The following is a 14,277-nucleotide window of genomic DNA, read 5'->3' on the forward strand; positions in this document are numbered from 1 at the left end:
TAATTTAGCTTATAGATAGCTTTTCAATAGTGTTTCTAGTTTTACTTGATCGATGGCGAAGTTGCGAATACCTTCAGATACTTTTTCGGTTGCCATTGCATCTTGGTTCATTTCCCAGCGGAATTGCGCTTCGGTTAAAGGCGCGCCTGGTGTTTTCGTTGCGCCACTATCGGTCAACTTAACAGGAAGAGGTGCGTCTGATTGTGATAACTCTTCTAACAAAGCTGGGCCTATTGTTAAACGGTCGCAACCAGCTAGTTCTGTAATTTCACCTGTGTTACGGAAGCTTGCTCCCATTACAACCGTTTTGTAGCCGTGCTCTTTATAGTAATTGTAGATCTTTGTTACAGATACTACACCCGGATCTTCTTCGGAGGTATAGTCAGTTTTACCTGTACTCTTTTTGTACCAGTCTAGAATACGACCTACAAATGGAGAGATTAAATAGGCGCCAGCTTCTGCACATGCTTGAGCTTGAGCAAAACCAAATAAAAGTGTTAGGTTACAATTAATTCCTTCTTTTTCTAGCACTTCAGCTGCTTTGATGCCTTCCCAGGTAGAAGCCAATTTTATTAATATACGACTTTTATCGATACCAGCTTCTTTATAAAGAGCAACTAACTTATGAGCTTTTTCAATACTGCTAGCAGTATCAAACGATAAACGAGCATCTACTTCGGTAGAAATACGACCAGGAACAATGTTTACTATGTCTGTACCTATGGTTACGGAGAGTTTATCGCCTGCATCAATGATTTGCTGTTCTGGATCTGATGACTGCTCTTTGGCCCATGCTACAGCGTTCTCTAGATGAGATTTGTACTGTGGCATTTCAGCGGCTTTTAATAACAAAGAAGGGTTTGTAGTTGCATCTACTGGCTGGTACTTTTTAATTGCTTCGATATCGCCTGTATCTGCTACAACAGTGGTAATTTCTCGTAAAGCTTGTAATTGGTTAGACATAGTATCCTCTGTAATGGGTAACGCTTAGTTTATGCATGATGTTAATGTGCTATAGCTTGGTCATGAACTCAAAGAAGTAAGCTAACTATCTTATGCTTAATGTTTACCAAACATATTAACAGTCCTTGTGGCGAAGGATATAACTGTTAAAAAACTGATGCTAGTAAAAGGCTATTATTACTGACAAAAAAACTAAGGTGTATCAGAATAGTAACAGTTTTGTGGGTTTCTATGTCGTAGGTTGACAATGTTGTGCTCTTTTTAATTTAATGATTACCGTTAAACCAAACAAACTTGTTTTCTTGAACCTGCCCCCAATATCCGTTTCTAACGTTTATTATTTAATTATTACTTCACAGGGCCTTTTTAATGTTAGTGGTTATATCTCCCGCAAAAAATCTCGACTATACAACACCGCCTACTACTGAAACATTTTCACAGCCTGAAATGTTAGAAGACTCAACGTTTCTTATTGAGCATTGTCGTAAATTAAGCCCAGCTAAAATTGGTTCGTTAATGAAAATTAGTGACAAATTAGCGGGGTTAAATGCTGACCGTTATGCCAGTTGGGAATTACCTTTTACCACCGATAATGCCAAACAGGCATTACTTGCGTTTAACGGTGACGTATACACAGGGTTAGATGCTGGGACGTTGACGGAAGATGACTTAAGTTATGGACAGCAACATTTACGCATATTGTCTGGCTTGTATGGGGTTTTAAAGCCTCTAGACTTGATGCAGGCGTACAGGCTGGAAATGGGCACTAAGTTAGATACAGGCACACATAAAAATTTGTATCAATTTTGGGACGACCGAGTAACCAATAAATTGAATGAAGCGCTTGCTGCACAAAGAGATAATGTTTTGCTTAACCTAGCTTCTAATGAATATTTCAAAGCGGTAAAACCAAAATCCTTAAATGCAGAAGTTTTTACACCTGTTTTTCAAGATTGTAAGAACGGCCAATACAAAGTGATTAGTTTCTTTGCTAAAAAAGCCAGAGGTATGATGGCTAGGTATATCATTGAAAATCGTCTAACGGATGTGTGTCAGTTAAAAGAATTCGACACAGGGGGATATCAATTTTCAGAAGCAAAAAGTACAGATAAAGACTTAGTCTTTACCAGAGAAGAACAAGGGTAGAAGAAAATTTCAGCGGTTGAATAGTAAGGTGCAATAATTTTTAGTTACTGCCGATATATTTATTGGTGGCATTAATTTTGCCTTTACAATATTAACCAATACTCAAAATAGAAAATAAGGAGGCCTTATGACCTTTAAATCATTAATGCTAGTAAAAATCGCCACTGTTTCGCTGTTGTTTTCAAACCTCAGTCTTGCTCAGTCTGAGCAGTTAGAAGTTAAAAAAGCTGAAATTCAAAAAGAAATGCAACAAAGAATTGAAGACCGCTGTGGGGACGATCAAGATTGTATTGAAAAAATGAAATCTCGAATGGCAGATAAAAAAGGCGCTGAAAGAGGAGGTAGTGACAGTAAAAAACAGCAGATGTTTATTGAGAAACGCTGTGGTGATGACCAAGACTGTATTGAAAAAATGAAATCTCGTATGGCAGACAGAAAAGGGACTGAAAGGGGAGAACGTGACAATTCTAAACAGCAGATGTTTATCGAAAAACGCTGTGGCGATGACCAAGACTGTATTGAAAAAATGAAATCTCGTATGGCAGACAAGAAAGGCACTAAAAGAGGAGATAGTGACAGTGTTAAACAACAGATGTTTATTGAGAAACGGTGTGGTGATGATCAAGATTGCATTGAAAAAATGAAATCTCGAATGGCGGAAAGAGAATCAGTTAAAGAATAACTAGAGAAAGCTATTGATTTAATTGCGAATTAAATAATTAGACTAATAGGTCTAGGTATTGTACCTAATACTCAAGTATTGACATGCAGATTTTTTAATCGCACTCGACAGGTTTAAATGAACTTAACGCAATGATGTTGCATTAACTTATTAAACCAATTCGAGGATTAACCATGTTGAAAATTGTTAAAACTTCTATCGCTATCGCTACGGTATCTTTGTTAACTGCTGCTCCAGCCCAAGCTGACGTTGGTGAAGCTTTACAAAATATTTGTACTATTGTAAAAGCTGATGACAAAGGCGAATTACGTAAGAAGATGAAACGAGTACAATCAGATTTTAGATTGAAATTAAAAGATTATTACACGGGCGTTTCGTGTGGCGGTAACAGCCTAATTCGTACCGCAATGTTAAACAATGCAGTTGAAACAGGTACCTTGATGGTTAAAAAAATGCCTAAAGGTGATCTTTCTGCTCCAGAGAAAGATGGTAAAACTGTTTTAGATTGGGCTAATGAGAATGGTTTAACAACTTCTCCTATCGTAGCTGTATTAAACGACCGTATTTAATTAAATAGTATTTAGTTCCATCGTGAACACCCAGTTCAACATGGATGGTAAGGCACTTTTTATTAAGTAATTTACCTTGGAAACGACCTCTTTGAGGTCGTTTTTTTTGTTTGAAATTCGTATTTGATTTTGGTGGTTCCCTGATTTTATGCAAACTCACGTAAAATAGTGGTACTCCAAGGCACCAATAAGGGACTAGCGTAAGGTGCGATAGTCTTTAGTTTAAGCGGAGTATTGGGTTTTATCATTTAGAGATTAGGTTGGGTGCTTTGTTTATTTTTCGTTGCTGTATCAGAACTAATACTAAAGTATTAATAGGCAGATTTCTTAATCACTCTCGGTGCGCTTTAATAAGGTCAACGCAATGATATTGCATTAATTTATTAAACCAATCCGAGGATTAACCATGTTGAAAATTGTTAAAACTTCTATCGCTATCGCCACTGTATCTCTGTTAACTACTGCTCCAGCCCAAGCTGACGTGGGTGAAGCACTGCAAAATATTTGTACTATTGTAAAAGCTGATGATAAAGGCGAATTACGTAAGAAAATGAAACGAGTACAATCAGATTTCAGATTGAAATTAAAAGATTATTACACAGGCGTTTCGTGTGGCGGTAACAGCCTAATTCGTACCGCAATGTTAAACAACGCAGTTGAAACAGGAACCTTGATGGTTAAAAAAATGCCTAAAGGTGATCTTTCTGCTCCAGAGAAGGACGGTAAAACTGTATTAGATTGGGCTAATGAGAATGGTTTAACAACTTCTCCTATCGTAGCTGTATTAAATGATCGTATCTAGTTAAGTCTTAACGTTACGCTAAAAACGACCTCATCTGAGGTCGTTTTTTTTGGGCGTATTTATCTAACGATACTGTTACTTAGCTTTAATTAGAGAATGAAATTGAAAGTTTTAGACAGATTAAATTGATTATTGCCTAGGGTTTGTTTATTTTTATGAAATCGTTTCCATCATACAAAATTAAACTAAAGGCTTATACTTGCAGCTAACTAAATCACATAAAAAATTTCTGGTAGTAAAAACCACACTACTTCTCCCTCTTTTAATTGCATTTTCTGGGTGTAATGAAACTAAATCTGAGCAAAAAACGCCGTTGTTCGCACCTAACATTAGCGCTATCAAGGTCGATCCTAACAATTGGCCAAAATCTGAATCTCCTATTAAACGCAGTACTGAGCAAGAAACAAAAATCACTGCATTACTTCAAAAAATGACCTTAGAAGAAAAAGTCGGGCAGGTAATTCAGGCAGATATTGCATCCGTTACTCCAGAACAAGTGACCAAGTATCATTTAGGCTCAATACTGAATGGAGGTAATAGCGCACCTAACGGCAATAATCACGCAAATCCTGAAGAATGGTTGAAATTAGCTGATGAGTTTTGGTTGGCCTCAACAGATGCATCTGATGATGGAGTCGCTATTCCAGCTTTATGGGGGATCGATGCTGTTCATGGTAATAATAATGTCTTAGGTGCGACAATATTTCCTCATAACATAGGGTTGGGAGCAGCAAATGATCTAGACCTAATGCGAAACATTGGGGCTATTACTGCCAAAGAAATTTTAGTGGTGGGTATTGATTGGACATTTGCTCCCACCCTTGCTGTGGTTCAAAATGATAAGTGGGGCCGTACCTATGAAAGTTATTCAGAAAATCCAGAAGTAGTAGCAAAGTATTCTGGTCCTTTGGTGGAAGGCATTCAAGGTGTGCCAAATACCGATAGCTTTTTAGGCGATGGTCATATGTTAGCGAACGCTAAACACTTTTTAGGTGATGGCTCTACTAAAGACGGTAAAGATCAAGGTGATACTTTTGTTAGTGAAGCGATAATGAGGGATATACATGGCGCAGGTTACCCTCCAGCAATTGAACATGGTGCGCAGGTTGTGATGGCCTCGTTCAATAGCTGGCATGGTAGAAAAATGCATGGTAGTCGCCAAATGTTGAATGATATTTTAGTGGACAGGCTAGGTTTTGATGGTTTTGTTGTTGGGGATTGGAATGGCCACGGGCAAGTTGCTGGGTGCAGCAATGTGTCTTGTCCTCAGGCAATGAATGCTGGATTAGATATGTTTATGGCGCCCGATAGTTGGGAGCCGCTATATCATAATACTTTAAAACAAGTTAAGTCCGGTGAAATAAGCCTAGAGCGACTTGATGAAGCTGTATCTAGAATTTTACGAGTGAAATTCAGAGCAGGTTTATTTACCGCTGGCCTGCCATCAAAGCGCACATATGCCGGAAAGTATGAGTTGTTAGGGGCCTCTGAGCATAGAGCTGTAGCCCGTGATGCTGTAAGAAAATCTCTAGTCTTACTAAAAAATAACGATGATATTTTACCATTAAGTCCTAAGAGCAAAGTATTGGTAGCGGGTGCGGGCGCTAACAATATTGGTCAACAAACTGGCGGTTGGACTTTGACGTGGCAAGGTACGGGTAATAAAAACTCAGATTTCCCTAATGCAGATTCCATATACGCTGGAATAGCAGATGCTGTTCAAAGAGCGGGCGGTGAGGCAATCTTAAGTGAAGTTGGCAATTTTGATGAGAAACCAGATGTGGCTATTATTGTTTTTGGTGAACAGCCTTATGCTGAGTTTCAAGGGGATGTGACTGATTTAGATTATAAACCTACTGAAGACTTAGCCTTGTTGAAGTCCTTTAAAGCTAAGGGCATTCCAACCGTTTCTATATTTTTATCTGGTCGTCCGATGTGGGTAAATCCGGAGCTTAATGCTTCAGATGCCTTTATTGCTGCATGGTTACCTGGTACCGAAGGAGCTGGTATTGCTGACATGTTGTTTACCGACCCTCAAGGAGAGACTCAACATGACTTCACTGGGCGTTTGTCTTTCTCATGGCCAAAGGATCCCCTTGATGTAGAACTTAATATTGGCAATGCTGACTACGATCCTCTTTTTGCATATGGTTATGGCTTATCTCTCAAGGATAGCCAAAACCTAGGGCGACTAAATGAAGAAATTGATCCTTCTTTAAATACAGTGAATGATAGTCGATTCTTATTTGCAGGAGACCCTGTACAACCTTGGCGTTTAGTATTGAATGATAATGGGGGTAATACTCAAGTGAGTTCAAACCATCAAATCAGCTCACAGTCAAAAGTAGAAATTCAAGCAAAAGACTTTAAAGCACAAGAAGATATAATCCAGGTTAATTGGACTGGACAAGGTAATGTTTCGATTCAAGGTAATCCCGTTGACCTCAGTAAAAAAGCGTCAGGCGGTATGGCAATCGAGTTTGATTATAATGTCTTGTTGCACAAAGCGACAAAGGTGAGTTTATCTCTGGGATGTGGTCTTGAATGTGCTAAAGAGTTTGATATAACTGAGGCGTTAAAAAGCAAGGCTATGTCTGAATGGCAAACAGCAAAAATTGATGTACGCTGTTTTATTAATGACGAGTCTAAGTTAGATAACGTTAATGTACCTTTCTTACTTAGATCTGATGCTGGATTATCCATACAATTAAGCACTATCAATATAGTTGAAGGTACACCCGGTAGTACTTGTAGTTTGTAATTATATAAGGTCCTCTTCTTGGTTTTTATGCTTAAAGCCAAGAAGAGTAAGTAAAATAGTAAGGTTCTGCATTCTGTTTAAAAAACTCATCAGTTTGAATTGTATACGCCAAATTAAAAAATACTTTAAAGCTCAACAGGCCTAGCCATGGTTAAAATAATTGTTAATATGATAGCGTTTTAATCTCATTAATCAGGAACGCTCTTTGTTAAACTGGCCATTCAATCTATCTTGTATAAAGCTAACTCAATTTATTGATCTTCCTAAATTTTATCAAGTTTTTGTCACTACGGGTTTACTTCTTAGTTATCAGCCTAGGCTGAGCGCGCAGGGATCAATTACTGAAGGCCTGCCAAGTGGAGGAAGCTGGTATCTCTTCATTGGCATTGTATTGGCATTGACTGTTATCACTATGTTGATGATGCAAACCATTCGAAACAGAAGGCTAGCTCGTAAACTAGATAAGTTAGCGACAATTGATGACTTAACAGGTTTAATGAATAGGAGGAAAATTTTAGAAAGTGTTGAGACTCAGTTCAATGAGATTAAAAATCGAAGTGGTAGCGTGTCTATCGCCCTAGTGGATATAGACTGGTTTAAACAAATTAATAATAAATTTGGGTATTTCACTGGAGATAAAGTACTTAAATTGTTTTCAGAACTGTGTATTGAAAAGCTTTCTGGTGACTTTTTATTAGGGCGGATCGGTGAAGAAGAATTTTTAATACTGATGCCAGATACCCATAGGGATAAAGCATATTTAGCATTAGAGCATTTACGCAGAAGCATGAGTGAAATTAGCGCAAAGATTAACATGCCTGATTTAGATGTAACTCTATCGGCTGGTATCTGCGAATATAAAAAAACCGACACTCCAGATAAAATGCTGCAATTAGCAAGTACTGCTTTGTACCGTGCGAAAAAAAATAGTAAAAACATTGTGGTAGTGTGCGACCGCACCATTGAATCAGGTTTGTAATGTCTGCAATTTTAGATGGGTTTGTTCTGACAGCGAACAGTTTTGAACGCAATGGTAAAACCTATTTAGATATTTGGTTTTTGACTGAGAATGGTCCAGTTAAAGGCACTACCTCTTCTCAGCAAGCTTTATTTTTTGTAGAGCAGTCAGATAGGCAAGCTATCAGTGAAATCTTCGATACTAACCGTGTAAAACATCACTACAAGCCTTTAGGCCTTACTACCTTTGAGCATAAGCCAATAGGAGGAGTGTACTTTGATACTCTACCTGCATTTTTCAAGGGAAGAAAGCTACTAGAGCATCATGATGTGTCCCATTTTGAAGCTGAAATTAGACTAAATGATAGGTTTTTAATGGAACGCTTTGTCTATGGTAGTGCGAGATTTACAGGCTTGGAGCAAGCAGCAAATGTAGCCAACCGGGCATTAGTTGATATCAATTGTAAGCCTGGTGAATTTGTCCCTAAATTTAAGGTTTTATCTTTAGATATAGAATGTAGTGAAAAAGGGCATTTGTTTTCGATTGGACTAGCCAGTGAAAATTTTCAATCTGTCTTGATGATAGGCACGCCGCAGCCATCACCTGATTGGATAACTTGGGTTGCAAATGAAAAACTGCTATTGCTGGCACTTGTAGAGAAGTTTAACCATTTTGATCCCGATTTAGTAATTGGTTGGAACATAGTTAATTTTGACTTTAAGTTACTTATTAAGCGTGCTGAAATTTATAGCGTGTCATTAAATATTGGCCGCGATGGTCAAAGTATATCTTGGCGTGATGCACGTAATGATAGTTACCAAGGTTTTGTGACAATTGCTGGGAGAGTGGTAATAGATGGCATTGAGGCCTTAAAAACAGCGACATATCAATTTGATAGTTTTAGCCTTGAGGGTGTCGCTCAAGAATTGTTAGGGCGCGGCAAAAAGACTGAAGACGTTGATAATCGGCTTGCCCATATTGAGCATGATTTTTTGTACAATAAACCTAAACTTGCTGAATACAACCTTGAAGATTGTCGGCTTGTTTTAGATATATTTGAAAAAACGAAAGTACTGGATTTTTTAGTGCTTCGAAGTCAGCTCACTGGACTTGAATTAGACCGAATGGGAGGGTCTGTTGCTGCTTTCGTAAATTTATATCTACCAAAGTTACATCGAGCTGGCTATATTGCGCCCAATCGACCTGTTGACGGTGGCTTAGCTAGTCCAGGTGGTTATGTCATGAATTCTAAGCCTGGTCTTTATGAGCATGTATTAGTGTTAGATTTTAAAAGTTTGTACCCCTCAATTATCCGAACTTTTAAAATTGACCCATTGGGATTAGTGGAAGGGTTAAAGTTTCCCAATGATGCAATAGAGGGGTATCGAGGCGGAAAATTCAGTCGAGAGAGTCATTTTTTGCCGGGTATAATCGAATCTTTGTGGAGGCAAAGAGATGAGGCTAAAAAAAATAAAGACGCACCTCGTAGTCAAGCCATCAAAATATTAATGAATTCATTTTATGGCGTTTTGGGTTCAGGTGGATGTCCATTTTACGATACGCGTTTAGCAAGTTCTATAACTCTTCGTGGTCATGAAATCATGCAAACCACAGCGAAATGGATTACAGGCGCGGGCTATCAAGTTATCTATGGTGATACAGATTCAACCTTCGTTTGGTTAGATGGAGAGTTTACTGCAGCAGAAGCAGAAAACGTGGGGGAATCACTGGCGACAATGATTAATGAGAATTGGTCTGCAGTTCTAAAGGAGGAATTTTCTTTAAATTGTGAATTAGAAATTGAGTTTGAAACTCACTTTAAAGATTTTTTAATGCCTACCATCCGAGGATCTGAATTAGGTAGTAAGAAAAGGTATGCGGGCATCAAAGTTACCTCTAAAGGAGATGAGCTAGTATTTAAAGGTTTAGAAACGGTGCGCTCTGATTGGACGCCTTTGGCTAAACAGTTTCAGTTGTCCTTATATAAAATGGTGTTCGCAAAAGAAAATGTGCATCAATATCTGCAAGATATGGTGCAAGAAACCCGAGAGGGTAAAAATGATGAACTATTGATTTATCGAAAACGTATTCGTCGGAAGCTAGTTCAGTATATAAAAAATGTTCCCCCTCATGTTAAAGCTGCAAGAATAGCCGATGAAAGAAATACTAGCTTGGGAAAACCCCTTAAGTATCAAAATAAAGGTTGGATTAGTTATATAATAACCACGAATGGACCAGAACCCATTGAATATCAGACGAATGCGATAGACTATGAACATTATATTGAAAAACAAATAAGACCTATTGCAGAGGGAATTCTACCGTTTATTGGTCTATCATTTGAAGAGATCACAGGTCAGCAATTAGGCTTGTTCTAAAACAAAAAAGGGCATCATATTTTACAATGGCGCCCTAAAAATATTCAATCGTTGATGGTACAAGTTACTTTTGAGTAGATAACCACACCACTAAATCAACCATATCATCTTGAGTTAAGTTTCTATCTTTATTAAAAACAGCTTGGTATTTTCCATTAACAATAAAACTTGGAACACTGCTGACATGTTTACGATATTGATTGATGTTTTTATTATTCATTTGCACTAGGCTGTTTACGCCAAAACTAGAAGCCATTTTATCGAAATCTGCTGGCTCAACTCCATTAACAACAAATATATTTCTAAGGTCATTAAGGCCTGTTACTTGAGAGCGTTGTACATGAATGTATTTAAAAATTGCACCATTTAATTGATCTTCTTTTTTCAAAGCTCGCGCGATCATCATGCCACGTGTTGCCTCATCTTGTATCTTAGGTGACGTAAAGCCCATGAAATTAACATGCACCTTTTTAAATTCCACGTCATCAGCCAGCTTAGTTTTCATATTCTTAACTAAAGGTTCAAAGCTAAAACAGTGAGGACACCAAAAAGAGAAAAACTCCATTACTTGTTTTTTTTCAGTCGCCTTCTCTGCAAGGACGTTGTAGTGAACACCTTCCTGCCATTTTGCTTGGGCTGCAGCTTGTAAAGGAATGAGGGTAGCAAGTGCAATAAGTAGTAGTATTTTTTTCATTGTGTTTCGCTTTTACAGGTTAGATATCTGCTATAGATTAACATAGCTCTTTAAAAAATCCGATAGGACTTTGTAAGTCAATGTTAATGTTTTTACTCAAATAAAATCAACAAAGCTAGCAAATATGCTGGCTTGCAAAGCTAACCTTTTAAAAGAGAAGTCCATACTAAAAAATATAATTTATTGCAAATCGAAGAAGTGTTGTCTCAGCAGATACATTAGCATTGTCATCGTAATTTATTGCAAACGTCCATATCACTCTCTTGGCTTAATTGATAACCTAAGGCCGTTGGTGTTGGACCGGCAATCGCTTCAGCTATTACTTAATTAGTTATGCCATTGATTCGAACGTCAGCTTGAGCGGTAAATGATGTTGCCGCTGTAACTGCGGTGGTAATTCATAATCTATTACACAATGTAACCCTTTGTTAGTTCAACAAAGTGATTTTTACAACGAAAGTAACAGAAGCGCTACTAATGTATCTGAGTCAAACGCTTTTCTAATAGGGCCGCAAGTTACCTGATCAACCGGAGTAGCTTCTTTGTAATTAGAAAACTTATTCTCTTTTTCTAAAAAATTTGTTGTTTCGAATTTTTGTTTACTTTCACAAAGTGAAATTTAGATTTTATCTGTACGGGTAAAAAGTTAGTGGTCGCACGTATGAGGAAAATAAATTTTTAAGAAGGAGATTTGATTAAATAACTATGTAATCAGTTAAGCATCTTAAGCACATGAATTTGCCGATTAACATTTCATTTTTGTCTTTTAAGTTTGAAACGTTAACACGTTAGATTTTTAGAGGAGGCTCTTGTAGGGCTGAAAACTGCTCTTTTAAAGCTAGTATTTGCTGTTCCCAATATCGCCCTTCAGCAAACCACGGGAATGCTTGAGGGAAAGCTGGATCGTTCCAACGATTGCTAAGCCAAGCCATGTAATGGATCATTCTCATCGCACGTAAAGGCTCTATTAATAACAGCTGAGAGCTATCAAAATCACAAAATTCTTCATATGCGGCAATAAGTGTGTCCATCTGAATAAACTGTTGTTGTCTATCACCAGATAGCATCATCCACAGGTCTTGAATCGCTGGGCCAGAACGGCAGTCATCTAAGTCTACGAATGTTGGGCCATCTCGCCACAAAATATTGCCTGCATGGCAATCGCCATGAAGTCGAATATGGTTGGTTGAATGATAGAGGTTTTGTGTTAATTCAATAACTTGTTCTAAAATAGTAAAAAATGCTTGGTGTAAATCCTTTGGGATCAAGGTGCTTTGTTTTAATTCTTCAGCAGGTGTGAATAGGTGGGATTGCATGCTGATAGCTGGCCTATATTTAAAATTAGCACTTTTAGCAATACCATGCATACGGCCAATAAATCGCCCCATCCATTCTAGTTGTTCTAAGTTATCAGCTTCAAACTGCCGTCCGCCTGCAGAAGGGAAAACCGCAAACAGATACCCTTGATAAAAATGTAGACTTTTCCCAGACTGTGTTAATGGCGCGACAATCGGAATTTCATGTGTTGCTAATTCCACAGAAAAGTCATGTTCTTCTTGTATTTGCAACGATGTCCAACGCTGAGGGCGATAGAATTTCACAACATAGCGTTTTTTGTCTTCGGCTAAAAATTGATAGACTCTATTTTCATAACTGTTCAAAGCTAGTAGTCCAGATTCCACTCGAATATTGGTAGATTCAATGGCATCTAAAATAAGGTCTGGGGTTAGCCCAGAAAAATCAAATGCTGTCATAAGTCAGGGTACAAAAACTTACTGATGGCTTCACTATGAATCACTTCTTCTGAACTAATTGTTGCATCTACTTCAAAATTAAACTCGGTTACTTTTTGTTCAATGTCATTAGGGTTTATGGCAATACTAATGGGTAAGTTAAATAACTCGCCACCTGCGACTGTCGCTTGTGCTGTGCCTATCATAATGTGTTTAGGCAGCCCTGATACAGATACAGAATATGTCTGCATATCTTGAGACTTGTTAAGAATTTTAATTGTGAATATGTTTTCAATCATGCCATTGCCCGTTTCCCTGTAGAGTGGAGTACGATCTTTAATTATATCTATTTCTAGAGGTGAGCGCGTGGCTATTTCAAACACTAACAAACCTGACATTAATAGTAGAACAACCGCATAGCCAATGAGCTTAGGGCGAAATATTTTTGTTACGCCACCGGCAAGTTCGGTTTCAGATGTAAAACTTATTAAGCCTTTGGGGTAATTCATTTTTTCCATCACCCCGTTACAAGCGTCTACACAAGCTCCACAGTTGATACACTCGTATTGCAAGCCATTGCGAATGTCAATTCCAGTGGGGCACACTTGTACACAAAGGTTGCAGTCAATACAGTCTCCCAAGCCTTTTTCTTGGTTTACTTCTCGCGGTACTTTACGACCTCTCGGACCTCTACTTTCTCCTCTTGAAGCATTGTAACCCACCGTAAAAGTATCTTTATCGAACATAGCCGACTGGAAACGAGCGTAGGGGCATATGTGGGTACACATTATCTCTCGCATCCAGCCCGCATTACCGTATGTACAGGTTGCAAAAAATAACACACAAATTGTTGCCCAAAAGCTGCTGGAAAATGTGAAAAAATTAATAAATAAAGCATCGATAGGGGTGAAGTAGCCCACAAATATTAAAGCGGTAAACAATGCTACGGCAACCCACGCTATGTGTTTAAGAGTCTTTCGCCATAGTTTGTCAAAGTTCCAGGCTCGTTGATCAAGCTTTATTCGTTTGTTCCGGCTGCCTTCTATGGCTTCTTCAAACCAAATATAAATAAATGTCCAAGTGGTCTGTGGGCACATAAAACCGCACCAGACGCGACCCGCAAAAGCCGTAACAAAAAATAATGCGAAGGCTGCAACGATTAGAATCCAAGCAAGTAGTGTTAAGTCTTGAGGCCATAACGTTAGACCAAAAATATTGAACCTTTGCGCACCTATGTCTAGCAAAATAGCTTGCTGCCCCTGATATTGAATCCAAGGAAAGATAGCAAAAATACCTAAGAAAAATAATCCAAAAAAGCGTCGAACATTTTCTAAAAAACCTTTTACAGATCTTACATATATTCGGCTACGAGGTGTATAGGTATTGTCATGTTTGTCTTTGTCAGGTTGATGAACTTTTACTGGTGAGATATTTTTTACGGGAATTCGCTCACTCATTTGTGGATCCTTAGAAAATAGAAAAGCAAAAGCACTGAAGCAATTTCACGTTAAGTATATCAGTATCTAGTTAACCCTGCTTGATGCTCATCATGAATTTTAAATTTAGTGTTAATATTAAATTGATATAAAAA

General features: G+C 38.1%; 11 protein-coding genes. 7 read left to right on the forward strand and 4 right to left on the reverse strand.

Translation table 11 applies throughout. From position 1 onward, the window contains the following. Positions 1-9: 9 nt before the first annotated feature. On the reverse strand, positions 10-963 hold the full coding sequence (gene tal / locus ABJD71_RS02805; protein WP_348164214.1) for a transaldolase: 954 nt from the start codon (positions 961-963) through the stop codon (positions 10-12). Between the two features lie 369 nt (positions 964-1,332). Here tal and yaaA point away from each other — a divergent pair, with 369 nt between their 5' ends. The 7 genes from yaaA to ABJD71_RS02840 all read left to right on the forward strand — a co-directional run bounded on the left by yaaA (position 1,333) and on the right by ABJD71_RS02840 (position 10,259). Continuing rightward, positions 1,333-2,109, forward strand: a complete 777-nt coding sequence (gene yaaA / locus ABJD71_RS02810; protein WP_348164217.1) for a peroxide stress protein YaaA — start codon at positions 1,333-1,335, stop codon at positions 2,107-2,109. Between the two features lie 127 nt (positions 2,110-2,236). Continuing rightward, the gene (locus ABJD71_RS02815) at positions 2,237-2,791 is read left to right on the forward strand and encodes a hypothetical protein (RefSeq protein ID WP_348164220.1); all 555 of its coding nucleotides are present in this window, start codon (positions 2,237-2,239) and stop codon (positions 2,789-2,791) included. Positions 2,792-2,964: 173 nt separating this feature from the next. Further along, positions 2,965-3,360 carry a DUF3718 domain-containing protein gene (locus ABJD71_RS02820; RefSeq protein WP_348164223.1) on the forward strand — a complete coding sequence of 132 codons (396 nt, stop codon included), beginning with the start codon at positions 2,965-2,967 and terminating at the stop codon, positions 3,358-3,360. 406 nt (positions 3,361-3,766) lie between these two features. Next, positions 3,767-4,162, forward strand: coding sequence for a DUF3718 domain-containing protein (locus ABJD71_RS02825; RefSeq protein WP_348164226.1), 396 nt, complete (start codon positions 3,767-3,769; stop codon positions 4,160-4,162). 199 nt (positions 4,163-4,361) lie between these two features. Continuing rightward, a complete protein-coding gene (locus ABJD71_RS02830; RefSeq protein WP_348164229.1) occupies positions 4,362-6,923 on the forward strand; it encodes an exo 1,3/1,4-beta-D-glucan glucohydrolase in 2,562 nt (853 codons plus the stop codon). A gap of 205 nt (positions 6,924-7,128) precedes the next feature. Continuing rightward, the gene (locus ABJD71_RS02835) at positions 7,129-7,902 is read left to right on the forward strand and encodes a GGDEF domain-containing protein (protein WP_348164232.1); all 774 of its coding nucleotides are present in this window, start codon (positions 7,129-7,131) and stop codon (positions 7,900-7,902) included. Beyond that, positions 7,902-10,259 carry a DNA polymerase II gene (locus ABJD71_RS02840; protein WP_348164235.1) on the forward strand — a complete coding sequence of 786 codons (2,358 nt, stop codon included), beginning with the start codon at positions 7,902-7,904 and terminating at the stop codon, positions 10,257-10,259. Before ABJD71_RS02835 ends, ABJD71_RS02840 begins: the two co-directional genes overlap by 1 nt. Positions 10,260-10,323: 64 nt before the next feature. Here the strand turns inward: ABJD71_RS02840 and ABJD71_RS02845 are convergent, their stop codons facing one another. The 3 genes from ABJD71_RS02845 to ccoG all read right to left on the reverse strand — a co-directional run bounded on the left by ABJD71_RS02845 (position 10,324) and on the right by ccoG (position 14,143). Next, a complete protein-coding gene (locus ABJD71_RS02845; protein ID WP_348164238.1) occupies positions 10,324-10,953 on the reverse strand; it encodes a thiol:disulfide interchange protein DsbA/DsbL in 630 nt (209 codons plus the stop codon). 788 nt (positions 10,954-11,741) lie between these two features. Continuing rightward, positions 11,742-12,707 carry a serine/threonine protein kinase gene (locus ABJD71_RS02850; protein WP_348164241.1) on the reverse strand — a complete coding sequence of 322 codons (966 nt, stop codon included), beginning with the start codon at positions 12,705-12,707 and terminating at the stop codon, positions 11,742-11,744. Next, entirely contained in the window at positions 12,704-14,143 is a 1,440-nt protein-coding gene (gene ccoG / locus ABJD71_RS02855; protein ID WP_348164244.1) for a cytochrome c oxidase accessory protein CcoG, read from the reverse strand. Before ccoG ends, ABJD71_RS02850 begins: the two co-directional genes overlap by 4 nt. Positions 14,144-14,277 lie beyond the last annotated feature (134 nt).

The organism is Paraglaciecola sp., assembly GCF_039943935.1.
Classification (GTDB): Bacteria; Pseudomonadota; Gammaproteobacteria; order Enterobacterales; family Alteromonadaceae; genus Paraglaciecola.

Excerpts from the sequence above, each read along its gene's own strand:
- tal (WP_348164214.1), bottom strand. The coding sequence starts at position 963 with ATGTCTAACCAATTACAAGCTTTACGAGAAATTACCACTGTTGTAGCA.
- yaaA (WP_348164217.1), top strand. The coding sequence starts at position 1,333 with ATGTTAGTGGTTATATCTCCCGCAAAAAATCTCGACTATACAACACCG.
- ABJD71_RS02815 (WP_348164220.1), top strand. The coding sequence starts at position 2,237 with ATGACCTTTAAATCATTAATGCTAGTAAAAATCGCCACTGTTTCGCTG.
- ABJD71_RS02820 (WP_348164223.1), top strand. The coding sequence starts at position 2,965 with ATGTTGAAAATTGTTAAAACTTCTATCGCTATCGCTACGGTATCTTTG.
- ABJD71_RS02825 (WP_348164226.1), top strand. The coding sequence starts at position 3,767 with ATGTTGAAAATTGTTAAAACTTCTATCGCTATCGCCACTGTATCTCTG.
- ABJD71_RS02840 (WP_348164235.1), top strand. The coding sequence starts at position 7,902 with ATGTCTGCAATTTTAGATGGGTTTGTTCTGACAGCGAACAGTTTTGAA.
- ABJD71_RS02845 (WP_348164238.1), bottom strand. The coding sequence starts at position 10,953 with ATGAAAAAAATACTACTACTTATTGCACTTGCTACCCTCATTCCTTTA.
- ABJD71_RS02850 (WP_348164241.1), bottom strand. The coding sequence starts at position 12,707 with ATGACAGCATTTGATTTTTCTGGGCTAACCCCAGACCTTATTTTAGAT.
- ccoG (WP_348164244.1), bottom strand. The coding sequence starts at position 14,143 with ATGAGTGAGCGAATTCCCGTAAAAAATATCTCACCAGTAAAAGTTCAT.